Below are 23,522 nucleotides of genomic sequence, written 5' to 3' on the forward strand. Positions count from 1 at the left end.
AAAATCAACTCAAAAATGATTACTCATGAATAACTTAGATATTTTCCACGACATCTCAGCGGTTACCTCAAAAATGGTCACGGAAAGATACAGTACGTCATTTTCCAGGGCCTCAAAACTCTTCAAACCCGAAATTCGTCAGCACATCTACAACATTTATGCTTTTGTTCGCCTGGCAGATGAAATTGTGGACACTTTTCACGATTATGATCAGGAGAAACTGCTGAACGAATTCGAAAGAAATTACAGTGAGGCTCTTTACAACGGAATTTCTTTAAATCCTGTGCTGTACTCATTTTGCAAAACCCAGAAGGAAAAAAATATTCCGCAGGATTTGGTGGACGCTTTTTTGCGGTCGATGCGCATGGATTTAGGAGAAATTAAGGATATGAGCGATGCCAAGTTCAGTGAATATATTTACGGCAGCTCCGAAGTGGTGGGATTGATGTGTCTTAAAGTTTTCGTCAATGGCAATCAGGATGAATACGAAAAACTGAAACCCTACGCGCAAAGTTTGGGTGCGGCCTTTCAAAAAATTAATTTCTTAAGGGATATCAATGCAGATTTCAACGATTTGCAAAGAACCTATTTCCCCGGAATCGATTTTCAAAGTTTCTCGGCAGCCGATAAAAAATTGATTGAAGAAGATATTGCCGCCGATTTTAAATATGCCTTGATCGGGATAAAACAACTTCCTTTATCGAGTCGGTTAGCGGTTTTTATGGCTTACAAATATTATATCAGTCTTTTTGAAAAAATCCGTAAATGTAAACCCGAACTCCTCATGAAAAAAAGAATCAGGGTTTCCAATGCACGGAAATTATACCTCTTTGGCGAAATGATGGTGAGCAAAAATTTTAATTTGGTGAAGTTTTGAAAAGTAGAAATTTAATACTGTTAATGATTTTTCTAATGACAAATGGTCTACAGGCGCAGAATCCTCTCGGCTACAGAACGGATATCGGGCGTGCAGAAAATTCCGCTTCAGAATCTAAAAAATTTTTACTGAAAATGGATGCGGAATTCAGAAAAACCAAAATGCCAATCTATCTGGCTTTATATGGCGTTGCGAATTTTTTTCAGGCCAAACATTCCTTTAATCCAATAACCAAAATTTCGTACTTCAACAAAGGAAAAGAGTATCTGGAAAAAGCAGTTGAATCAGACCCAAATAATTTAGAAATCAGATTTTTAAGGTATCTTTCGCAAAAGAAAACACCTAAAATATTGGGCTACAGTCAACATTTAATGGAAGATGAGCGGTTTTTGAGAAACAATCTGGCCAAATCTTCTGACACAGAATTGATAACGGAGATCAAAAAAAGTTTAAATATAAAATAATTGCGCCATGACAGTTTTAACCTATATCATGATCACACTTGGAGTGTTCGTAGCAATGGAAGCCGTGACCTGGCTTACCCACAAATACGTTATGCACGGCTTGGGTTGGTATTTTCATGAGGATCATCATCAACCGGGTTATCCGCATGTGTTTGAAAAAAACGACTTCTTTTTTGTCGTGTTTGCAATTCCAAGTATTGCCCTCTTTTATTTTGGTACCGCAAACGGAATCAACTGGCTGTTTTTCGTAGGTCTTGGTATTTTGTTGTATGGAATTTGCTATTTTTTAGTGCACGATGTGTTGATACACCGTCGTTTCAAATGGTTCGATAAAACAAACAACTGGTATTTTAGGGGTTTGCGAAAAGCCCACAAAATGCACCACAAACATTTGGGAAAAGAAGATGGGGAATGTTTCGGGATGCTGTTTGTGCCGTTCAAATATTTTAGAGAAGCCAGAGCTTCTGGTCAAAAAACATAGATTTTGGAACATTACTATTATCTTTTTTTAAACATCGCAAGTTTCATCATCCCTTTTGTCTTCAGCTTTGAAAAGAAATGGATGCATTTTATTCGCTTTTGGAAACCCTATTTCTCGGCCATCATTGTGGTTGGTTTATTTTTCATTTTGTGGGACATCTATTTTGCTTACCAAAATGTGTGGGGCTTTAACAACCAATATTTGGTCGGTTTCTACTTGTTTAAACTTCCTGTTGAAGAGTGGCTGTTTTTTCTTCTAATTCCTTATTCCAGCAATTTTATCCATTATTCCCTGGAATATTTTTTTCCGAAATTGATGCTTCCTGAAAAAGTTTCGTCCATCATTACTGTTTTACTTTTAATCGTTGCTTTCACGATAACGGTACTGAATTTTGATAAAACGTATACGGTCGTGAATTTCGGTGTTTTTTCAGTATTGATGATGCTGCAACTCATCTACAAATGGTCGTATATAAGGAGGTTTTACCTCAGCTTTATCATTATTTACATTGTCTTCTTCTTGGTAAATTCAGCACTCACCGGTTCTTTCTCGGAGAATCCGGTTGTATTTTACGACAATGCAGAAAATCTCGGAATCCGAATTGGAACCATGCCTCTGGAAGACAGTTTTTATTGTTTCAGCATGCTGTATTCCAGTGTGGTGATTTTTGAGATCCTCCGAAGAAAATGGGGATATTGCCTGTCAATGGATTATAGCAAATGTAAGTAGTGTGCATGGAAACTTGTTTCCAACAGGAACAAAAATCCCGAACCGTCTTCCAAAAAATCAACAATAAAATTTTGTAGTAGTAGTAAACAAGCTTAGCCTAAATTATTTTCTTTTTTGCGGCAACAGTTTACCCAGATCTTCAAAAGAAGAATTTTTATGTTCATGGTAAACATTGAAATGAAATTCATTCAGTTTTTTCAGAGTCTTCAAAAGAATTCTCTTTTCTTCATCAAATAAGTCCGCAGAAAGTATTTTTGCCACCTCGGTAACTTCCGTACTGGATTTTTTAAACAAATCTAAACCCGATTTTGTAAGCTTTACTCGGGTACTTCTTTTATCCTCCTTATCAGCAAACTCCTCTATCAAACCGTATTTCAGTAATCTTTTGATGATTTCAATTCCGGTTTGTTTTTCGTGCCCGTTTTTTTCCACCAGCTGCATTTTGGTCAGCGAATCATAATCTGCCAAACGGTAGAGATACGTAAATTCTTCATTGGCCAGTTGCGGATAATTCTGTAAACCCTTTCTAATCATTTGCTTGGCAAATCGATTCAGCAAAAGAATTTGCTTGCAGATTTCGTTCTCCAAATCATTCACGGTCAACTCATACTTTTTAAAAAGATGTTTGGGGTTTTCCCTTTCGTACGCCTTTGTATTAAGCCAATTCCGAAAATCGTCCAGTGAATTGGAGTGGGTTTGACTACTGAAATCCTCCATCTCGTTTACAAGTTCTTTTAATAAGCTAAAATCCATTCTTAAAGTTCTGAGATCAAAATTACTAAACTTTGAATCAATTGCAAGTCGCAAGTGATTTTTATTTACTGTTTTTGGATATATGGAGCTATACTCCTTCCTTTGAAAGTTAAAATGATTATTGCTGAAAAAATTTCTTCTGAATAAAATTTGAATCATCCTGTAAGCCTGATGATCTCTGAAAAAATAAATATTGTTATAAATTATAACTAAAAACGTAATATATATTGTTACAAATAGTAATAATTTTGCAGTATGAACCGCGCCATTGTACACATGGATTTAGATACCTTTTTCGTTTCCTGCGAAAGAGTGAAGCATTCCGAACTGATTGGAAAACCCATCATTATTGGTGGCGGAGATCGTGGCGTGGTGGCTTCCTGTTCGTATGAAACTAGATTTTTTGGCGTCCGTTCTGCAATGCCGATGAAGATGGCCTTAAAACTTTGTCCGGACGCCAAAGTCATTAAAGGCGACATGGAACTGTATTCCCAAAAATCCCAAGAAGTCACGGAAATTATCCGCGAAAAAGTTCCCGTTTTAGAAAAAGCAAGCGTGGATGAATTCTACCTCGATTTATCGGGAATGGACAAGTTTTTTGGCTGCTACAAATGGACTTGCGAAATTGCCGATTCTGTAAGAAAAAACACGGGACTTCCCATCAGTTTTGCACTTTCCACCAATAAAACCGTTTCAAAAATTGGAACGGGAGAAGCAAAACCCGCCGGAAAACTGGAGATTGATGAACCACACATCAAACCTTTCCTCAATCCGCTTTCCATCCGAAAAATTCCCATGGTAGGAAATGCAACGTTTCAGTTGCTTTCAAGAATTGGCGTGCGAAAAATCCAGACTTTATCGGAAATGCCCGTTGAAGTTTTGCAGCAAATGATCGGAAAAAACGGCACCGAACTTTGGCGAAAAGCCAACGGAATTGATGAAACACCGGTCGTTCAATATTCCGAAAGAAAATCCATTTCTACGGAACACACGTTTTCGCAGGACACGATTGATGTGCAAAATATGCAAAGTTTGCTTTCCGGAATGGTGGAACAGCTTTGTTTTCAGCTTCGGAGCGAAAAGTGGCTCACTTCCGTCGTCACCGTAAAAATTCGGTACGCCAATTTCGACACGGAAACAAAACAGGTGAAAATTCCTTACACCGCCGTTGACCACACCATTTTGAAATATGTAACCGAACTTTTCAAAAAATTGTACACCCGAAGAATGCGGCTGCGGTTAATCGGTGTAAGATTTTCTGGCCTCGTTCACGGAAACCATCAGATGAATCTGTTTGAAGACACCGAAGAACTCATCAATCTTTATCAGGCAATGGATAAAATGAAAATAAGGTTTGGAAAAAATGCTTTGGGACGAGCGTCGGGAATTTTGCGTGAGGGCGCGAGCGAAGCGAGCGCCAAAAGAGTATAGTATTAGCGCATAAAAGACCGACCTAGAAGAATTTTGAAATCATCATTTATCATTTATCAACCATCATTCATCAACTATCAACCATCAATCATCAATCATGTTCCTCAACTGCCACACTTTTCACAGCTTACGTTACGGCACCTTATCAGTGGAAGAACTGGTGAAGCAAGCTTCGGAATGCGGTGTTTCGGAGCTTGTTCTTACCGACATCAATACGGTTACCGCGATTTATGATTTCAAAAAAGAATGCGAAAAATTTGGAATTAAACCGATTGTCGGCGTGGAAATTCGGAAAGAAAATCGCTTGCTGTACATCGCCATTGCAAAGGACGAAATGGGAATTTGGGAAATCAACCGAATGTTGACGAACCATAATTGCGAGGGTGCAGAACTTCCCGAAATTTCACCCAATTTCAAAAGGGTTTTCGTGTTGTATCCTTTAGAAAATAGTCCGGAAAATTTAAAGGAAAACGAATTTATCGGAATTAAAGAAGAACAGTTAAACCTTTTAATTCAGCCAAAATTTCAGGCATTTTTAGACAAAATGGTGATTCTGCATCCTGTAACTTTTAAAACAAAGAGAGAATTCAACCTTCATAAAATTTTAAGGGCAATTGATGGCAACACGCTGATTTCCAAACTGGAAGAAAACGATTTTTGTCAGCCAAGTGAATTTTTTAAACCGGTAAATGAAATTTTAAAAAAATTTAAAGATCATCCCAAAATCATTGAAAATACTCGGAATTTATTGCACACCTGTAGATTCAAATACAATTTTAAAACACCCAAAAACAAGCAGCATTTTACCGAAAGCCAGGAAAGTGACCGATTGCTTCTGCGGAAACTCGCTTATGAAGGCCTCGAAAAAAGATATCCCGAAAAGAACGAAAAAATTCTAAAACGGATGGAAAAAGAACTCTCGGTGATTGATCAATTAAAATTTTCCGGATATTTCCTCATCACCTGGGACATCGTTCAACACAGCAACAGTCGTGGTTTCATGCATGTTGGAAGAGGAAGTGGCGCCAATTCTATGGTGAGTTATTGCCTGGGAATTACAGACATTTGTCCCATTGAACTTGATCTTTATTTTGAACGTTTTTTAAATTTAAACCGAAAAAGTCCGCCCGATTTCGATATCGATTGGAGTTGGCGAGAACGCGATGAAATTCTGAAATACATTTTTGGAAAATACGGAAAAGACCACGTTGCTTTTTGCGGAACCAATGTAGAATTTAAGTACCGCTCTATTTTTCGGGAAGTGGGTAAAGCATTTGGTTTGCCAAAAGAAGAACTGGATGAGTTGGCGAAAAACCCAATGGCGCTTCACGATAATAATGAGGTGGTAAAACTCGTGCAGAAATACGGAATGTTGCTCGAAAAATTTCCCAATCAGCGAAGCATGCATTCTTGTGGAATCATAATTTCGGAGGAACCCATTACCCATTACACGGCTTTGGAAATGCCGCCAAAAGGTTTTCCCATCGTTCAGTTCGACATGAATGTGGCGGAAGATATTGGTTTTGAAAAATTCGACATTCTTTCTCAACGAGGTTTGGGAACGATAAAGGACACGGTAGATCTCGTGAAAAAAAATCGTGGAATTAGCGTTGACATTCGAGATATTTCCCTTTCAAAAGACGAAGCAAAATGCAACGAATATTTGGGTGTCGGGAAAACTTTGGGATGCTTTTACATCGAAAGTCCGGCAATGCGCGGATTGTTAAGACGCTTAAAATGCGACAATTACAAAATTTTGGTGGCTGCTTCATCCATCATTCGTCCCGGAGTTGCGCAAAGCGGAATGATGCGCGAATACATTTTCCGGCACAACAATCCCGATAAGTTTGAATATTTTCATCCTGTTTTTGAAGAACATCTCGGAGAAACTTACGGAATTATGGTGTATCAGGAAGATGTGATCAAAATTGCCATGCATTTTGGCGGAGTTTCTGCAGACAAGGGCGATATTTTGCGCCGTGCAATGAGCGGAAAAGAGCGTTCCATCAAAAAATTGCAGGAAGTTCGGGATGAGTTTTTCGATTCCTGCAAAAAATTGGGACATCCGGAAAAATTATCGGCAGAAGTTTATCGGCAGATTGAGAGTTTTGCGGGATATTCTTTTTGCAAGGCGCATTCTGCTTCTTATGCCGTGGAAAGTTACCAGAGTCTCTATCTGAAAGTTTATTTTCCGATTGAGTTTATGGTTTCGGCAATTAATAATGGTGGTGGATTTTACCGAACTGAAGTGTATGTACACGAATGCAGAATGAGCGGCGGGAAAATTCACAATCCTTGTGTAAATAAAAGCATTTTTGAAACAACGGTTTATGGCGAAGATGTTTTTTTGGGTTTGATGCACATTGAAAAATTGGAAGCGAGAATTGCCCAGTTTATTCCCGAAGAACGAGAAAAAAATGGCGATTTCACTTCTTTGGAAGACTTTGTTAAACGAGTTCCTATCGGAATTGAGACGTTGCAGATTTTAATTTTCACCGGCGCATTTCGTTTTACAGGAAAACAAAAAAACGAACTGTTGATTGAGGCGAGATTGTTGATGATCAACTTTAAGCCGGAATATCGTTTGCCTTCATTTTTTGAAACTCCGAAAAAGGATTATGAGTTACCACAGTTGAAACGAAACCCCTTCGAAGATGCTTTCGACGAAATTGAAATACTGGGATTTCCCGTTTCCTGCAGCCCGTTTGATTTGTTGCAGACAAAATACCGTGGTTCGGTGATGGCGAAAGATTTAATTAAATTTCATAAGAAGCAGGTCAAAATGTTGGCGTATCTCATTTCAAGAAAGCACGTTCCCACCAAAAAAGGCACGATGTTTTTCGGAACTTGGATTGATGTGGAAGGAAATTATTTCGACACGGCACATTTTCCCGATAATTTAAAACAGTACCCGTTTCAAGGCGGCGGTTGTTATCTTCTGCTTGGAATTGTGGAAGTTGATTTTCACTTTCCTACCATCACGATTCTAAAGATGGCAAAAATGCCTTTCATTCCCGACCCGAGATATTCTGAAGACAAAGAAAAAGAATTTGAAATTCACCGAAAAATCAACGAAGATGTGAGTATGACTTGGCGAAAACCCTATCCGCAGGAACACGAAATTGGTTTGCCGAGAGAGAAGATGATCAACTCCTAAGAAGCAAAAAAAAACGAAGATTCTGAACTAAAACGAAGCAGCTTTTGAGCATGGCCATTGACCTCTAAAATCTTCCACGAAGTGTATTGACACCCGCTTTCCTTCTTAAATTTTTAGATGAAAAATGAGAAAAGTATTCTATGCAGAAATTCTAAAGTGAAAAAAAGGAAAATGCTTTTTCAAGAACACGGGTACGGTACGTCTTCTCTTTATATTTTTCCTTCTTCTGCCTATTGCTCAACTGATGATTATATTCTTTCTGCATTTCCAGCCACAGATAATTCTGAATAAACCGTTCTTCAATACTTTGTCGGGTATTAATTTTCAAGGAGTGATACAGTTCCCTATTTTCATAAAGGCGGAGCATAGCATCTTCCAGTTTTTGGCTATTTTTAAGCGGTACAAAGAGCCCGTTATGGTGATCGGTAATAATTTCGTTGCAGCCGTTAATATCGGTCACAATGCAAGGAAGTTCCATAGCTGCTGCCTGTAACACCACATTCGGAAAACCTTCGCGGTAACTTGGGAAAGCCAATGCGTTACTGATGGCAAAGTAAGGGCGCACATCATCTTGAAATCCTACATTAATAATATGTGGGTGATGATTGATTTCCTTAATGGTTTCAGGATGCAGTGGATCTAATTTTTCTTCATAATCGCCTACCAACAAAAGTTTGACACTCATTTTTGGATGATGTTGGGAAAGCGAAGTAAATGCCTTCACTAATTCATTAATGCCTTTATCCTTCACCAATCGTCCTACAAAAACAAAAACAAAATCGTCTTCAGAAATTCCCAACGAAGCTCTGAGTGCACTTTTTTGTATGGAAGTAATAAATGATGGACTAAAATGATCCAAATCGATACCATTGGAGCTGCCATTACCCAATACCTTCATCTTAGTATCCTTACAAAAACCATAACTGCTGATGATTTTCGCCATATTAAACGAATTGGGATAAACACCGTTTGCAAAAGAATAGGTAGCTCGCTCTGCCATTTTCAGCACCTGCCGTTTAATTCCGGAAGCCTCCATTAATGGGAGACCGGCTACGGTATGCATCCGAATAGGAACGCCTGCAAAAAAAGCAGCCGACATCCCGATTAGTCCTGCTTTCGGGGTATGGGTATGAACAATTTCTGGTTTATGTTTTTTAAGGAAACGGTAAACCTTCCACAAAGATTTGAGGTCTTTCAGGGGTGTGATTTGCCGCGTCATTTCAATATGGTGATGGTTAATACCATACTTTTCGGCAACCTTTGAAAGCGCTGCACGGTCGGAAGAAACCGCCGTAACATCATAATGCCTGTTCATAAAGTCGAGCTGATTGCCCAACAGTTTATCCAGTGATACCGGAACAGTGGTAATTCTTACAAGTTTTTTCACGTTTTAAAAAAAGGTAGTGATCAGTCTATAATTCACAATCAATTTGTTTTTATTTCTCTTGCCCACATCTAATTTGGGACTACAATATTATAAAAAATTTAATAACATCATCAAAAAAATTTAGAAAACTAACAAATTTCATATAAAATTCACTTTCTAAATCACATTACAAGAATTTACCAAACTCAAAGTGGCATTGGTTCACAATTGTGGTTGGTTTACCTCGATTGACTTTATGAAAGTGCTTTACTCCATATTTTTTTTGCGACTCTTGCCAGTGCAACCTCATTTGCAGAAACCGCAGTCACTTCAAAATGCTCATTCATGAACCGTAATTGCTCTCCAAGAAGTTTATCCAGAGAAAGCGGAATGGCTGTAATGCGGATTAGTTTTTTCATGACAGGTACAAAGATAGAGAAAATTGAGAACGAACGTCATCGTCTAGCAACCTTTAGAAAAACCAAAAAACCCGTCATTGCGAGGAGGAACGACGAAGCAACTCTTTGAATGCTATCTGCATTCCAAAAAACACCCCCGTCATTGCGAGGAGGAACGACGAAGCAACCCTTTGAATGCTATCTGCATTCCAAAAAACACCCCGTCATTGCGAGGAGGAACGACGAAGCAACCCCGAAAAATGCCACCGAAGGTCATTTTTCGCGCGCCCTCCACCCATAAGAAAACACCCGAACCACCACCATAAAAATAAACGGCGCCACCATAATCCGGGTCCGCATAATAATGCCATAATTAGCGTACGCATACACATACATCACCGCAAAAAGGAGCAGCAACAGCATTGGAAAAACAAAAAGCATCTCCTTCTTCAATGCCGAAAAATATTTGATGGAAAAGAAAGTGGTAACCACAAACAGAATCAGTAAGATGAGGTTCTCAATAGAGATGATGTTATAATAAAGACCCGACTTTTCAAACGGTAAAGGTCTGAAATAGAAGGTAAAAATCTTGTAGGGTAATGGATATTCATCCAACGGTACATAGGCGTCAGTTTTTTTGAAGTGTCGAATGTGGGCTTCATACTTCCTGATGACCCGCGGGATACCTCCCCTAAAATCTTGGAGATTCACGAGAATCCAAGCAAAAACAGCACTTGAGGAGAACAATACAGCGCCTAGAATTAACTTTAGTTTCAAGGTGATTTTTTGGGTAACCATCAGCGAAACCACATAGCCCACCAAAATAATAAATGCAACGTGCGGACGAATCAGCGCTACAACGAATAAGGAAAAGACCAATAGTTTACTGCGATAGCGTTGGTGATAAACTTCTTGTGCAAATAACGTCACCAATAAAAAAATAACAGGTTCTTTGCCAATCAGCGACGTCCAGAAATGCAGGTTGGGAAGTAATAAAAGGATGGCAGAAACCAGTTGTATCAATCTGTTTTCGCCTGAAATCTTAAAAAGTATTTTCATCAGCAGGTAAATCCCAATGAGACCTATCACACTAAAAATTAGAAACCCTGACCAGAAAGGCAAATGAAGGTACTTGACCAAAGGAAAAGTAAAAAATTGAATCACTGAAGTTCCTGGCTTAAAAAATTCTAGCCAAGAGCGGTGAGACAAATCCTCATTCACAAACCAGTACCGCGCAGCGTCTCCGTTGTTTTCAAGTATATATTGCCACGCAAAATAGAAGAATGAGAGGTGATATACACATAGTAGCACAAAGCATTGCTTAAAGCATTTCGTCTGTGTCTTCATCTGTCATTTTTTTCGGTAACGAATTTCTAAATTGCAAAGCTAATTGTTGCTGGTAAGAAAAACACCACATTAGGAATATCAACATGCCTGGAAGGAACATATTTCTCATACGGATCATAATCCCTACATTTCCTAATGATTGCGAGAAAGCAAGAGTTCCTAAAATTAGGAAAACAACCATTCCTTTAATAACAAACGGAGCTGCCATAAAGGCTCTGAATGGATGTGTTCTCATCGCTTTGATAAAAACAACAACCAATATCAAATTCTCGATCGATGCGATAAAACCATTCAAATTTCGGGCATCGAAGAAAAAAGGACGAAACCAAAAGGTCAGAACCTTAAGTGGAAATGGCATCGCAGAGACATCTAGTGCAGAGCCTGTATTTGAACGGCTTAAAACCTCAGCTTTAGCATCTGCAAATTTATCAAAACCTTCCACAGAAGCCTCTTCAATTTTTGCAAATTCCATCACCGAAGGAAGAATAGCAATTCCTATCCCAATTAATGCGATAGAAAATACAATTCTTTGGAATAAAGAAATTTTGCCGCCCATAATATAGGCCAATCCAAAGCCAACCGATAAAAACAAAACAATATGCGGCCGGATTGCCATAGCTAATAGTAAGCTTATTACCAGAAGAGGAATACGCGTAAATGGCTTGAGTATACCATAAAAAAACATACCAATACACAAAAAAAGAATCGAATCTTTTCCTACTCCCGCACTCCAAAAATGAAGATTGGGTAAGAAAAAAATCAAAGGAAACAAAATATAACCATTTAAAATTTTGTTATAAGGTATTGTTTTCACTGCAACTAAGTAAAAAAAAGTCAAACCCATAAATCCAAACAGCGAATATAGCAAGGTATTCGCCAAATAAGACATATTTAGCAAATTAGAAAATACAAAATTAAAGGCATACATAAACATGGTGCCTTCCCCATTAAAAAGTCCATCCTTAAAGGTGTCAAAAGTATAGTCTTTGGGAACACGCCAATAACCTATAGCATCTCCTTTAATAAAATAACAGTAATAAAACCCTAAAGCAAGATGAAAAAAAAATAGATATCTTAATTGGATAAGATCTCTTTCAGAAAGATCGTTCCGAAAAAGTGAGATGAACATTACTCCCAACAAAACAATAACCGATATGTAAATAAGGTCTAAAACCATGAGCGCAAAAGTAGTATATTATGGAGCATTTTTTAAAATTTCGATCCATCTTAAAGTAGTAACTTCTGTGTTGTAAAGTTTTTCTACTTTTGCCCGAGCTTTCTTTCCTAATATCATCCGTTCATTATCGTTATTTTTCAAATGAATAACAGTTTCGACCCATTGTTTATCATTTTCAGCTAAAATTCCTGTTTCACCATTAATAATTATCTCACGATTCATTCCAATATTAGAAGCAATTCCAGGAACTCCGCATGCAGCATATTGAATCAATTTATAGGCACATTTTCCCCTTTCCCAAAGTGAGTCTTGCAAAGGCATAATACCTACATCCATTTTCAAAATTTCTTCTGCCTCTGTTTCTTCAGTCCATGGAAAATAATAAACATTTTTACCCAAATTCTCACCTGATTCCACACCAATAATGTGAAATCTAATTTCGGGATCTAACTCTTGTACTTTCATAATCCATTCCCTACATGGAAGAAGGTGTTTTTCAAAAGTCGATTTTGTACCAATCCAACCGATGGTAAAAATTTTGTTATCCAATTTTTCTATAATTGGATAACGGCTAAGGTCGATGACTGTGGGGATAACCTCAATATTTTTCGCACCTTTTTTGAGCGCATAATCGGCTAAATAAGAATTGCCAGCAACAACCATTGAACTATTTTTCATCACTGAACCGATTTTATTTCCTAAGAGTTGTCTGATTAAATAACTTTTGCTTTGATCGTAATTGTGAAAAATAGCATCATCATAATCCACAATGTAATGGACACCCAACTTTTTAAAAATCATTTCAACCCACGATGGAAGATATGGAAACAATTCTTTTTCGATCACTACGCGATCAAATTTCCCAACTTGGAATATTTTAATGAGTCTTCTTAAATATCCTTGTACGGCTTGCTTAATTGTTGATTTTCCGGAATAAAGATTAACAAGATACTCCTCTGAAAACAAAGGACTTACTTCGACATGAAATCCTGCTTCCTCTAATAAAGGAAAATACTGGAAGCTACGCAAACGACTGCTCCCCGCATTTCTGGAATATTTGGTAAAGTAAAGGATTTTCATTTACCTAACTTTTGTAATAACATTTCTATAACTTTCCACGGCTGCTTCCATAGAGAAGAAATTTGATGCCATATCGTGGGTCACAAATTTTGTCGCTAAAGATCTTTGACTCATCCATGTTAGTATTTCTCGTCGCTGTTGATTGAAATCGGTACCATGGTCAAAAATATAACAATCTTCAAACTCCTGCAAAATGGTTTCACTGTCACCAATTCCCTTGCTTGCGATCGTTGGTATTCCGCAGAGTAAATATTCTCCAAGTTTTATGGGTGCAACTCCCTGCATACTGAAAGTAGGCTTTCGTAAAGCAAACGCGATATCGGCTGCGTTCAACCATCGCGGAATTTCTAAAAAAGGAACTTTTTTTAGGATAATATCATTTCTCAATTCTGTAAGAACACGGCTTTCTGCATAGTCCAAATTACCGGTTAGAATTAAAAACTTTGCCGGTTTATTTTTTCGATATTCAGAGAAAATATGCTGCATTTCATCCAAACAATACTGATCTCCTAATGAACCGCAATAAACGAAAAGTGTTTCGTTTGTAAGCTGAAGATCTTTTCTCTTTTTTTTACGCGACTCAAAATCGATATTGAAAAAAGATGCGTCTCTTCCGTTTTGTACAACTGAAAATCTATTGCGGTAATTCTCACCAATGCTTTGCAGATGAATTTCAATTGCTTTTTGAGAACGCGTAATCACATGATCTGCATTTTTCAACATTTTTGTTTCTATAGATTTCAGCCAGTTGTACATCCTACCGTTTTTTTTCAAACCAGCAAAATCGACTCTTTCCTCAATAGGTAAACCATCTGCATCAAAAATAGTTTTAAATGTTCTATTTTTTATTTGATTCACCATGAATGCCGGAAATGTACTTCTTGGCATCACGAAATCAATTTTATTTTCATTGATGTATTTTTCTATTTTCTTTGAAGATGAAAAAAGAGTGAGCAAACTTCCCAATGAAGCAACTGGCTTTTTCATAATGGGAAATGAATTATATATAATTCCCATTTCTTCAGCAGCAGTCTTTACTTCCTGTTTCTTTTTTTCATCTGCCCAAGTAAACTGGATAATATGAAATTGAATATCCTCTTTTTTTGCAATCACATGAAATATAGGCATGAAAAGTCCTTCCATATAAGAAGTTTGGGGACCGTCCCAGGTGATGAAGAGGAGGTTTTTCATGAATGAGTATAAATTTTCATTAATGCATTTACATGGTTTTCCAAAGAAAAGTTTGTCATAATTTTATCTTGTCCAGCCCGCCCTATTTCCTGTAATTTCTCTTTTGGTAATGCTATGATTGCTTTAAGTTTATCAAACAAGACTTCTTCATCATTTGCAGGTGTAAGAAAACCGTTGATGCCATCTTCAATAATTTCTGGTGCAGCTCCGACACTGGTACTCAAAGAAGGGGTTTTGCTGTACATGGCTTCCACCAGTGAATTGGAAAATCCTTCAGAATGTGAATTGAGTACATATAGATCCGCATTGCATAAATGAGGGTAAGGATCAGTGATAAATCCTAAAAAATGAACGTGGTTCTGGAGGTTCATTTGTTCTACCTTTTTCTTTAATTCCTGTTCAAGAGCACCAGAACCGGCAATTGTAAGTCTAATGTTTTTGGAAGTTGTATCGCATAGTCTTGCTACCACATTGATTACTCCTTCTATATTTTTAACCTTTTCTAAGCGTGAAATCATCAATATATTAAACAAATGCTCCTCTTTTTGAACATTCAATTTGGAAAGGTTATATTGAAATAAGCCAAAATTTGATACAACTTTTGCTTTGTCGGGATTAATTTGATATGTTGAAACAAAATGATCAACAACTACTTTAGACTCTCCCACTGCACAATCTGCATTATTAAAAATAAAACGAAATATCTTCTTTGCAACGGGAGACTGATTAGGAATACCAATTTCTTCAACGACAATCTTAGGTACTCCCGCAAGTTTTCCGGAAAAAAAACCAAAAAAATTAGCTTCGGCACCAGAGGTATGTAAAACATGCGGCTTTTCCTTTTTCAAAAATTTGTAAAATTTCCAAATAGTTTTGATAGAAGGTATTTTGTAATCAAAACCAAGTACTTGAATTCGTTTTCCGTTTGCTCGGATCTTTTTCTCAGCCTCCCCCCCTTTTCCGAGGGCAACAAAAACCCATTCATTCTCTTCATCATTATAAGTTGAAAGATTGGCCATTTTAGTTTCTATTCCCCCGAAATCAAGCAATGTGGTGAGGCGTAGGATTTTCATTTAATATCTAAATTAAGTAGTGAATGTCGATTATTACAACTGCAAATAAATATCTAAATATCTCTTAGCTACGATATTAGTATCGTGATAGTCTTCTGCAAATTTTCTTGATCTTTCAGAAAGTATATTCCTCTCCGTACTATTCTCTATGAAATAACTTACCTTTTCTACTACATCTTCAACAGTTGGCAATACATTAACAATAGGACAGTTTGAATAATGCCCTTTCTTAGCAACATCTTCCAAACCAGAAAAAACAACTTTACCTTTCGCCAAACCATACGCTGCGCTCATTCCATAACTGTAAGAATATAGTTGATCCACAATGAGATCGACACTATCAGTAAAATTATCATATTCCACATGGGTCATATTTCCTTTACAAATAAATTCGGCAACATCCTCATACCTTTTTGTTAATATCTTAAAGGCTTCTTGAATAATAAGTGTTCCCTTAAAATCAAAATTCAAATTAGTCCTGTTAAGTGGATGAAAAACTCTAATTTTCCTTGTTGCTTTACTCAATCGTAATGGCCGAATTTCAATAGGAAAAGGAATAATTTCTTCAGTAATAAATCCTGCTTCTGTCATTGAATATTCATATTCCCAACAAACAGGTATAATTTTATCAAAATGGCTTAATTTATTTTTAAAAGACTTATACTTTTTTTCATTCTTAAATTCATCATGAGGAGGATAATACTTCAGTTCTTGCACATGGTATCTGTAAACAGGATCTGAACCGGCCGCAACATACATTGTTTTAGTCTTTTCTAAAACCAATTTATCCATTAATCTGGAAATGAGTTTGTGAAAAGGATCAGGTGAAATTGTCTGAATGATGTCGTACTTTTTAAGCCTTTTAATCAATCCTAACTGTGTAATGAGTCTATCGAAACTCGAAGTAGTGTTATTAGCATTATTCCCTAAAAAAACATCTGATTGGTATTTTTTGAATCCATCGCCAAGAGTAGCTATTGCTACATCAACGCCATTATTTAATAGGCCTTTTTTAAGTTCAGAGTGCACACCACTCATTTCCTGAAGAAGTAATACTTTCATCTAAGCTGTATATAATAATATTTTCTTTATAACTATATCAACTGTATTCATTAATTTAGTAGAATACTTATTTTTCAGAGATTCCCACCGTATTTTATCAAACGATTGATATAAAAAATTATAACTTTCACCGTAAAGTTTATTTTTAATTTCTAAGAATGTTTTGCTCCTTTTCTTAAAGTTTTGGTAAACATTTTTATCAAGTGTTTGGACTGAATTATTATGAATTCTGTATTTTACAGTCGTCACCTCTAAATAATCTATCTTAAAGCCAAGCATTGTTGCTTTTACCCAAAAAGGATAATCTTCGATGGTAGGAAAATCTTCATCAAAGTTTACACTTTCAAAAATCTTTCTTTTCAAAAAAACAGCAGGTGCATTCAAATATGTATGAGTCAAAAGTAAGCGATTTTGCTGTGAAGGTTTCTAATATGAAAAATCTTGGAGAGGAAACCGTAATAAATGTACCAAGAAAATTTTCCTCATTAAAATTTTCATTAAAGATCAGTGCATTGGTTTGAATAATGAACGAAGAAATTTTTTGTGACGCATGAACGAAATTGGAAAATGCATCCTCAGTGAAAGCATCATCCCCCGCAATCAATTTAATCCACTCCCCTTTCGAAGCTTTAACCCCTCGGTTACAGTTCGCCGGGATGCCTGTGTTTTTTTCTACCGTTATAATTTGGCTATATACAAACCGCTCTTTATTTTCAGCAAGCCAATTTTGACATACTTCTACGGTATCATCCTGAGAACCGTCATCACTAATGATCAATTCAATATTTTGGTAGGTTTGGGCTTTGGCACTTTCCAAGGTTTCCAAAACGTATTTGAAGGAGTTGTAAGTAATCACAATTATTGAAACACGTGGGGTATCCATTATTTCCCTAATTTATTTTTTAACAAATTAAAAATATCCATCTTGCGATTTAATAAATGAAATGATAAAGCTGTAAGCATTAAAATTATAATAGAACCTACAACGTATAACGAAAGTCCATTCAGAAAATATGCGCTCAAAAAACCAATAATACAAAAAGTTAGGTACAACAGGAAAAGCCTATAAAAATTATTATTAAATCTAAAATCATATTTCGATCTACAGAACAAAAATATCTGTAGAAAATAAAGGAAGTAACCAATCAAGAAGCTAATCCCCAGTCCTTCCATCCCCATCCAGTAATAACCAATACAATTGAGCAATAATAAATAAATATTGCCAACCAACTCATTCCAAAAAAAAGCTTTGGAATCTCCTTTTGCTAGCAAAAGAAATCCAATGGACCAAGTACATGCTTTAAAAAAAATGCCCAACATTGCCCAGTGAATCATTTCAGTTACGGGTAAAAACTTTTGCGAATAAAGCAACACCACAATCCAATTGATAAATATCAGAAATATACAGATGAGTGGTGAAAGAATAATCAATGCAATCTCTCCCTGCTGACTAATAAGTAGATTCGATTTTTCTGTGTCTTTGTTCAATTGAGCTAAACGAGGATAATAATCGGTACCCATAGCAGAAAAAACCATTCCGACATAGGTGTTTACAATTGCAAATCCCGCATTGTAAAATCCTACTTCATCTACCCCGCCAAATCGTGAAATAAAAATTCTTATAATATAGGAAGCAGCTACCGTTATAAAACCACTTAAGCTAATCATAAAACCCAATTTCAACATCCCTTTACCTTGTTGAAAAGCCAGTTTGAAAGGGATAAATTTTGATTTGATATCAATTTTCTTAGCGAAGAAATATTGAATGATGAAAACAGCGATTGCTGATAAAATGATGGCTGGAACAATGCCGTCCATTCCGAAATAATAATAGAGCGGAAGTGAAATTATTAATCCAAATAAAGAAGAATAAATTCCCGCTTTTGCCATCCAAGAAATTTTACGCATCCCCTGAAGCAAAACCGTTTGACCTATAGTGAGCTGTCCTACAAGCAGCGTGACAGAAATTAAGATAAAGGAAAATGTATAGTCGTAATTGCCGAACGTAAGTTTGCTCAAAAACGGAGATAGTAATACTGTTACCACGGTTCCCAATAATCCTGTAAGCCAAACCAATTTTCTAAAAACAGAAACTGTTTCTACAATTTTTTCATTATTACCCGATTCATGATCCTGAGAAATTTCCCGAACGGCACTTGTGGACAATCCAAAATTGGTTGCAGAAGCAATAATACCAGTTGTAGAAAGTAGTAATCCCATAATTCCCATTCCTGCAGGACCAAGCAAAACGGCAACAACTTTTGACCTTATAAGTGCAATAATAATATTAAAAACCTGCACACCTCCGAAAATAGAGGTAGCTTTCATAATTTGTCGGTAAGATGATTGGGAACTGCTCACAAGTTTTTTATGATTTTGGCCGGAACTCCTCCTATGATTACATTTTCTGGAAAAACACCACCTACAACCGCACCTGCAGCTACGATAGAATTATTTCCGATTTCTGTATTTTTAAGAATAGTCACATTATTTCCGATCCAAACATTTTCACCTATTATCACTTTCCCTATATCTCCAATCTGATTTCGTCGGTCGGGAGCAATTCCATGCGCTTCAAAATCCATGATAGCCACATTTTGTCCGATTAAACCTTTATCTCCAATTATAATTGAATTTGCAGCGCAGATGAATATATTATTATTTGTAAAGAGGTCATTTCCTAATTTGATACTTGCATCTCTATTTCGGGTTTGAATTTCTATGGATCCATTTCTGTAAAACCCGCCTGATTTGAGACCAAATTTGCAATTTTTTCCTATTTCAACTTTTCCTACGCCTGTAAAGTATGTTTTTTGTTCACAAAATGGAATTCCATTTAATTTAATATTTTCTGAATTGAGTCTTCTCCAATTAAGGACAATAAAATTTAGCCCTTTATATTTAAGAGTGTTCCAAATTTTCAATTGTAATAAATCCAGTTTTCTTAAAATTTTTCTAAGCATAACTATTGCATATACGTATCACTTTACTAACCTCTTCATCGGTCATCACCGGAGAAATGGGCAAACTCAGTACTTCTGCATGGATTTTTTCCGTAATCGGGAATGATAAATCATTCCAGTCTTTGTAGGCCTCCTGCTGATGTGGTGGGATCGGATAATGAATTAAAGTCTGAACCCCATTTTCGGTTAGGTAATTCTGAAGCTTTTCACGCTCTGAAGTTCGGATCACAAACAGATGCCAAACATGTTCAGCTTCATTTGCCGGATTTTCTGGAAGAACAATTTTTGGATTTTTGATTTCGGAAAGATAACGTTTGGCAATGTCTCGTCTCCTCTCGTTTTCCGCATCGATATATTTTAGTTTTACATCTAAAACTGCAGCATGAATTTCATCCAAACGTGAATTGAGTCCTTGAAATATATTCACATATTTCTGGTTAGAACCATAGTTTGCTAAAGCACGAATTGTTTTTGCAAGTTCTTCATCATTAGTAGTTACAGCACCTGCATCGCCCAAAGCTCCCAAGTTTTTCCCCGGATAGAAACTAAAACCTGAAGCATCTCCTAAGTTTCCGGTTTTGTTACCATTCCATTCTGCACCAATTGCCTGTGCATTATCTTCAATGATTTTAAGTTGATGTTGTTCTGCAATGCTGACTAATTCATCAGAAAAAACGACTCTTCCATAAAGGTGAACAATGAGAATTCCTTTTGTTTTAGAGGTAATCTTTTCTTCAATTTTTGAAATATCAATATTGTAGGTTTCTAAATCAGGTTCTACCAAAACTGGAACAAGTCCATTATCAGAAATTGCCAAAATTGAAGCAATATAGGTATTTGCAGGCACAATAATTTCATCACCTTTCTGCATTACTCCCATTTCGATATAAGCTCTTAAAATTAAACGCAAAGCATCTAATCCATTCGCAACTCCAATCGCATGTTGAGCTCCAATATATTTTGCGAGGTTTTCTTCAAATTGCTTTACTTCATTTCCAAGAAGATACCATCCGCTTCTGAAAGTGTTCAAAAGCCGTTCTTCAATTTCCTGTTGATGCGCAAGATTTATTTTTTGAAGGTCGAGGAATTTAATCATTTTCATACCCATTTTCTAATTTCCATTTTTCAAAACCTATATTTTCCCAAGGCATTCCACGTTCAAAATTATAAGGCCATGGATAATGCGATTTCCCTGTTTCTCTAGATTTCAATTCCCTTACGTCTTTCAGTACTTTAGCAGGGTTACCAACTGCTAGCTGATAATCTTCTACTTTGATACCAACTAAAGATTGTGCACCAATTAAACAATGTTTTCCGATTTCAATTCCTGGCAAAACCACAGTTCCAACCGCAACTTGAGAAAAATCACCAATGGTAACGCCGGTACAAATATTGGAAGGTGGGTGTGGGTCATTTGTAAATACTACATAAGGATAGATAAACACGAAGTTACCAATTTTAGATTGTTGTCCGATGTGTACATTACTGTGCAACCAGCAATAATCACCAAATGTTACATATCCCTGAATATCAGTGACAGTACCTAATCTACAATGTTTACCAAATTTGGAATTTTCTCGAATTGTAACGCGGTGTCCTGTTGAAAAACCCTCTCCAAATTCTGAACCTGCATAAATAATATTATGACTTCTAATTAAAGAATTAGCTCCTATTATAGTTTTAGGATTTACATAATCTTTTGAATGGTAATAACTGTTTGTAGGCTCCCCGATAACACAATCATTTGCAATAATCGTATTATCACCGATTTCAACATGATCATAAATTACTGAATTATCACCAATTCTTACATTTTTGCCAATAATAGCGGATTCACTAATGAATACATTTCTACCATTAAATTTCATCACTTCTCAATTTTAAATAATCCTGATAATCTCTTATATAATCAGCTTCATTGTAAGTGTGCGAAGCCAAAACCAAACAAATTGCACCTGAAGAAAAATTAATTTCCGAAGCCCAAATTCCTGGCGGGATATGCAAACCTAAATTGGGACGATTGAGAAAAACCTGTCTCTTAAACTTTCCATCATCAAGGGAAACTTCAAAACTCCCACTTGCAGCTATTAAAAACTGATGACATTCGTGATGTGAATGAGCACCTCTACTTTCACCTCCTGCTATATCATAGAGATAAAACACTCTTTTCACTTGGAACGGAAAATCGCTGTTGTTTTCAACTACCGTTAAATTCCCTTGCTCAAAGCTGATCTTCCCCAAATCAATCAAAGAACAATCAAAAACAGACATTTTATGATCCATTTTTCAGTTTTTTAAAATCTTCAAAATCACGAATATAATCTGTCGCATCATATAATTTGTCTGAAACAATTAACGCCAACGAATTTGTTGAAAAATTTTCTAGTCTTCGCCAGTACATTTTCGGGATATACAACCCATAATAAGATCGGTTTAATGAAAATCTTTCCTCGTTCTCTCCATCATGTAAAACTACATCAAAACTACCAGATAATGCAACTATAAATTCCTGTTGCGCTTTAAACGCATGACTTCCTCTGGTTTCCCCTCCAGGAACATCGTAGATCCAATAAGTTCGCATAATTTCAAAAGGCAATTGGCGAGGGTATTCAAAAAAAGAAAGGTTTCCTCTTTTGTCCAAAATCTTCGGTAATTGGATGATCTGTGGCTTTTCCATTTTTATAATTTGAAATCGGCATTTTCTTTTAAAATTCCTTTTACATCATATACCACCGCATTCTCTTTCTTTAATGAATCCAAATCCAAATTCAGGAATTCTTGGTGGGCAACACCCAAGACAATCGCATCAAAGGTTGAGGTGGTGGTTAAGCTAGAAACACAGTCCAATCTGTATTCATGTTTTACTTCTTCGGGGTTTGCCCAAGGATCGTAAATGGTCACTTCAATGCCGTAATCCTGCATCGCTGATACCACATCCACAATTTTGGTGTTACGAACGTCGGGACAGTTCTCCTTAAAGGTTATTCCCAACATCAACACCTTCGCTTCACTCACCTTGATTTTCTTTTTAATCATCGCCTTTACTACCTGCGACGCCACATATTCCCCCATAGAATCATTCAGCCTTCGTCCCGCCAAAATAATCTCCGGGTGATAACCATATTCCTGCGCTTTTTGAGCCAGATAATAAGGATCTACCCCAATGCAATGTCCGCCAACCAAGCCTGGCTTAAAGGGAAGGAAATTCCATTTCGTTCCCGCAGCTTCCAAAACAGCATGCGTATCGATATCCATCAAATTAAAAATCTTTGCAAGTTCATTCACAAAGGCAATATTGATATCTCGCTGTGAGTTTTCAATCACTTTGGCAGCTTCCGCCACTTTAATAGTGGGTGCTAAATGCGTTCCTGCAATAATCACGGATTGATAAAGGTCATCCACAATTCTTCCAGTTTCAGGTGTGGAACCAGCAGTAACCTTTAAAATTTTTTCTACCGTATGCGCTTTGTCTCCGGGATTGATTCTTTCAGGTGAATATCCTGCAAAGAAATCTTCATTAAACTTTAACCCGGAAATCTTTTCCAAAACCGGCACACAGTCTTCCTCCGTTGCACCCGGATAAACTGTAGATTCATAAATCACGATATCTCCTTTCTTCAATACCTTCCCAACCGTTTCACTGGCCTTATACAATGGCGTAAGATCCGGACGGTTGTTTTTATCTACCGGTGTTGGAACCGTAATGATGTAGATGTTTGAATGTTCAATAGCTCTTAAATCTGCACTTACAAACAATCCGTTTTCTAAATTGTTTTCTTTCTTAAGAACCGATTGCAGCAAATCCTCCTCTACCTCTAAGGTAAAGTCCTTACCGTTTTTTAATTCGTCAATTCGTGACTCATTGATATCGAATCCCACCACCGGAAATTTGGTCGCAAACAACCTCGCTAAAGGGAGTCCGACGTAACCTAAACCTATAATTGATATTTTATGGTTATTGTTCATTTTTTTA

General features: G+C 36.7%; 24 protein-coding genes. 6 read left to right on the forward strand and 18 right to left on the reverse strand.

All coding sequences use genetic code 11. The annotated features are described in order from the left end of the window. Positions 1 to 25 precede the first annotated feature (25 nt). The 4 genes from J4771_RS06465 to J4771_RS06480 are packed head-to-tail and all read left to right on the forward strand — an operon-like array spanning position 26 to position 2,551. Positions 26 to 877, forward strand: a complete 852-nt coding sequence (locus tag J4771_RS06465) for a phytoene/squalene synthase family protein (RefSeq protein ID WP_224137695.1) — start codon at positions 26 to 28, stop codon at positions 875 to 877. Between the two features lie 35 nt (positions 878 to 912). Then, the gene (locus J4771_RS06470) at positions 913 to 1,341 is read left to right on the forward strand and encodes a hypothetical protein (protein ID WP_224137697.1); all 429 of its coding nucleotides are present in this window, start codon (positions 913 to 915) and stop codon (positions 1,339 to 1,341) included. Positions 1,342 to 1,348: 7 nt separating this feature from the next. Beyond that, complete coding sequence (locus J4771_RS06475; protein WP_224137699.1) at positions 1,349 to 1,822, forward strand: sterol desaturase family protein; 474 nt, start codon at positions 1,349 to 1,351, stop codon at positions 1,820 to 1,822. 3 nt (positions 1,823 to 1,825) lie between these two features. Beyond that, complete coding sequence (locus tag J4771_RS06480) at positions 1,826 to 2,551, forward strand: lycopene cyclase domain-containing protein (protein ID WP_224137702.1); 726 nt, start codon at positions 1,826 to 1,828, stop codon at positions 2,549 to 2,551. A 102-nt stretch (positions 2,552 to 2,653) separates the two neighbouring features. Here the strand turns inward: J4771_RS06480 and J4771_RS06485 are convergent, their stop codons facing one another. Further along, positions 2,654 to 3,304, reverse strand: a complete 651-nt coding sequence (locus J4771_RS06485; protein WP_224137704.1) for a MarR family winged helix-turn-helix transcriptional regulator — start codon at positions 3,302 to 3,304, stop codon at positions 2,654 to 2,656. Between the two features lie 255 nt (positions 3,305 to 3,559). Between J4771_RS06485 and dinB the strand changes: the two genes are divergently transcribed. Both dinB and J4771_RS06495 read left to right on the forward strand, forming a co-directional pair. Continuing rightward, complete coding sequence (gene dinB, locus J4771_RS06490) at positions 3,560 to 4,735, forward strand: DNA polymerase IV (protein ID WP_224137715.1); 1,176 nt, start codon at positions 3,560 to 3,562, stop codon at positions 4,733 to 4,735. 97 nt (positions 4,736 to 4,832) lie between these two features. Further along, complete coding sequence (locus J4771_RS06495) at positions 4,833 to 7,892, forward strand: DNA polymerase III subunit alpha (protein WP_224137717.1); 3,060 nt, start codon at positions 4,833 to 4,835, stop codon at positions 7,890 to 7,892. Positions 7,893 to 8,043: 151 nt separating this feature from the next. On the opposite strand, the gene J4771_RS06500 is transcribed toward J4771_RS06495, so the two are convergent. From J4771_RS06500 to J4771_RS06580, 17 genes are all read right to left on the reverse strand, one after another. After that, positions 8,044 to 9,279 carry a glycosyltransferase family 4 protein gene (locus J4771_RS06500; protein WP_224137719.1) on the reverse strand — a complete coding sequence of 412 codons (1,236 nt, stop codon included), beginning with the start codon at positions 9,277 to 9,279 and terminating at the stop codon, positions 8,044 to 8,046. A gap of 233 nt (positions 9,280 to 9,512) precedes the next feature. Continuing rightward, the gene (locus J4771_RS06505) at positions 9,513 to 9,677 is read right to left on the reverse strand and encodes a hypothetical protein (RefSeq protein WP_224137721.1); all 165 of its coding nucleotides are present in this window, start codon (positions 9,675 to 9,677) and stop codon (positions 9,513 to 9,515) included. Between the two features lie 252 nt (positions 9,678 to 9,929). Further along, on the reverse strand, positions 9,930 to 11,003 hold the full coding sequence (locus tag J4771_RS06510) for a hypothetical protein (RefSeq protein WP_224137723.1): 1,074 nt from the start codon (positions 11,001 to 11,003) through the stop codon (positions 9,930 to 9,932). Further along, positions 10,978 to 12,180: a hypothetical protein gene (locus tag J4771_RS06515; RefSeq protein WP_224137725.1), complete on the reverse strand. Its 1,203-nt coding sequence runs from the start codon at positions 12,178 to 12,180 to the stop codon at positions 10,978 to 10,980. The genes J4771_RS06510 and J4771_RS06515 overlap by 26 nt, the downstream gene beginning before the upstream one ends. A gap of 18 nt (positions 12,181 to 12,198) precedes the next feature. Beyond that, positions 12,199 to 13,260, reverse strand: coding sequence for a glycosyltransferase family 4 protein (locus J4771_RS06520; RefSeq protein WP_224134183.1), 1,062 nt, complete (start codon positions 13,258 to 13,260; stop codon positions 12,199 to 12,201). Continuing rightward, the gene (locus tag J4771_RS06525) at positions 13,261 to 14,451 is read right to left on the reverse strand and encodes a glycosyltransferase (RefSeq protein WP_224134184.1); all 1,191 of its coding nucleotides are present in this window, start codon (positions 14,449 to 14,451) and stop codon (positions 13,261 to 13,263) included. It lies immediately after the preceding gene. Next, positions 14,448 to 15,524, reverse strand: coding sequence for a glycosyltransferase (locus J4771_RS06530; protein WP_224134185.1), 1,077 nt, complete (start codon positions 15,522 to 15,524; stop codon positions 14,448 to 14,450). Before J4771_RS06530 ends, J4771_RS06525 begins: the two co-directional genes overlap by 4 nt. Positions 15,525 to 15,557: 33 nt before the next feature. Then, positions 15,558 to 16,586 carry a glycosyltransferase family protein gene (locus tag J4771_RS06535; RefSeq protein WP_224134186.1) on the reverse strand — a complete coding sequence of 343 codons (1,029 nt, stop codon included), beginning with the start codon at positions 16,584 to 16,586 and terminating at the stop codon, positions 15,558 to 15,560. Further along, positions 16,587 to 16,949: a glycosyltransferase family protein gene (locus tag J4771_RS06540; protein WP_224134187.1), complete on the reverse strand. Its 363-nt coding sequence runs from the start codon at positions 16,947 to 16,949 to the stop codon at positions 16,587 to 16,589. It abuts the gene before it with no gap. Then, entirely contained in the window at positions 16,930 to 17,412 is a 483-nt protein-coding gene (locus tag J4771_RS06545; protein ID WP_262900154.1) for a glycosyltransferase family 2 protein, read from the reverse strand. The genes J4771_RS06540 and J4771_RS06545 overlap by 20 nt, the downstream gene beginning before the upstream one ends. 56 nt (positions 17,413 to 17,468) lie before the next feature. Beyond that, a complete protein-coding gene (locus J4771_RS06550; protein WP_224134189.1) occupies positions 17,469 to 18,914 on the reverse strand; it encodes an O-antigen translocase in 1,446 nt (481 codons plus the stop codon). 29 nt (positions 18,915 to 18,943) lie between these two features. Next, the gene (locus tag J4771_RS06555; RefSeq protein WP_224134190.1) at positions 18,944 to 19,549 is read right to left on the reverse strand and encodes an acyltransferase; all 606 of its coding nucleotides are present in this window, start codon (positions 19,547 to 19,549) and stop codon (positions 18,944 to 18,946) included. Beyond that, complete coding sequence (locus tag J4771_RS06560) at positions 19,542 to 20,645, reverse strand: DegT/DnrJ/EryC1/StrS family aminotransferase (RefSeq protein ID WP_224134191.1); 1,104 nt, start codon at positions 20,643 to 20,645, stop codon at positions 19,542 to 19,544. Before J4771_RS06560 ends, J4771_RS06555 begins: the two co-directional genes overlap by 8 nt. Further along, positions 20,638 to 21,417: an N-acetyltransferase gene (locus J4771_RS06565; RefSeq protein WP_224134192.1), complete on the reverse strand. Its 780-nt coding sequence runs from the start codon at positions 21,415 to 21,417 to the stop codon at positions 20,638 to 20,640. Before J4771_RS06565 ends, J4771_RS06560 begins: the two co-directional genes overlap by 8 nt. Continuing rightward, positions 21,407 to 21,832 carry a sugar 3,4-ketoisomerase gene (locus J4771_RS06570; protein ID WP_224134193.1) on the reverse strand — a complete coding sequence of 142 codons (426 nt, stop codon included), beginning with the start codon at positions 21,830 to 21,832 and terminating at the stop codon, positions 21,407 to 21,409. The genes J4771_RS06565 and J4771_RS06570 overlap by 11 nt, the downstream gene beginning before the upstream one ends. Continuing rightward, on the reverse strand, positions 21,822 to 22,226 hold the full coding sequence (locus J4771_RS06575) for a sugar 3,4-ketoisomerase (protein ID WP_224134194.1): 405 nt from the start codon (positions 22,224 to 22,226) through the stop codon (positions 21,822 to 21,824). The genes J4771_RS06570 and J4771_RS06575 overlap by 11 nt, the downstream gene beginning before the upstream one ends. A gap of 2 nt (positions 22,227 to 22,228) precedes the next feature. Then, a complete protein-coding gene (locus tag J4771_RS06580) occupies positions 22,229 to 23,515 on the reverse strand; it encodes a nucleotide sugar dehydrogenase (protein ID WP_224134195.1) in 1,287 nt (428 codons plus the stop codon). Positions 23,516 to 23,522: the final 7 nt, after the last annotated feature.

The organism is Candidatus Kaistella beijingensis (genome assembly GCF_020084865.1).
Classification (GTDB): Bacteria; Bacteroidota; Bacteroidia; order Flavobacteriales; family Weeksellaceae; genus Kaistella; species Kaistella beijingensis.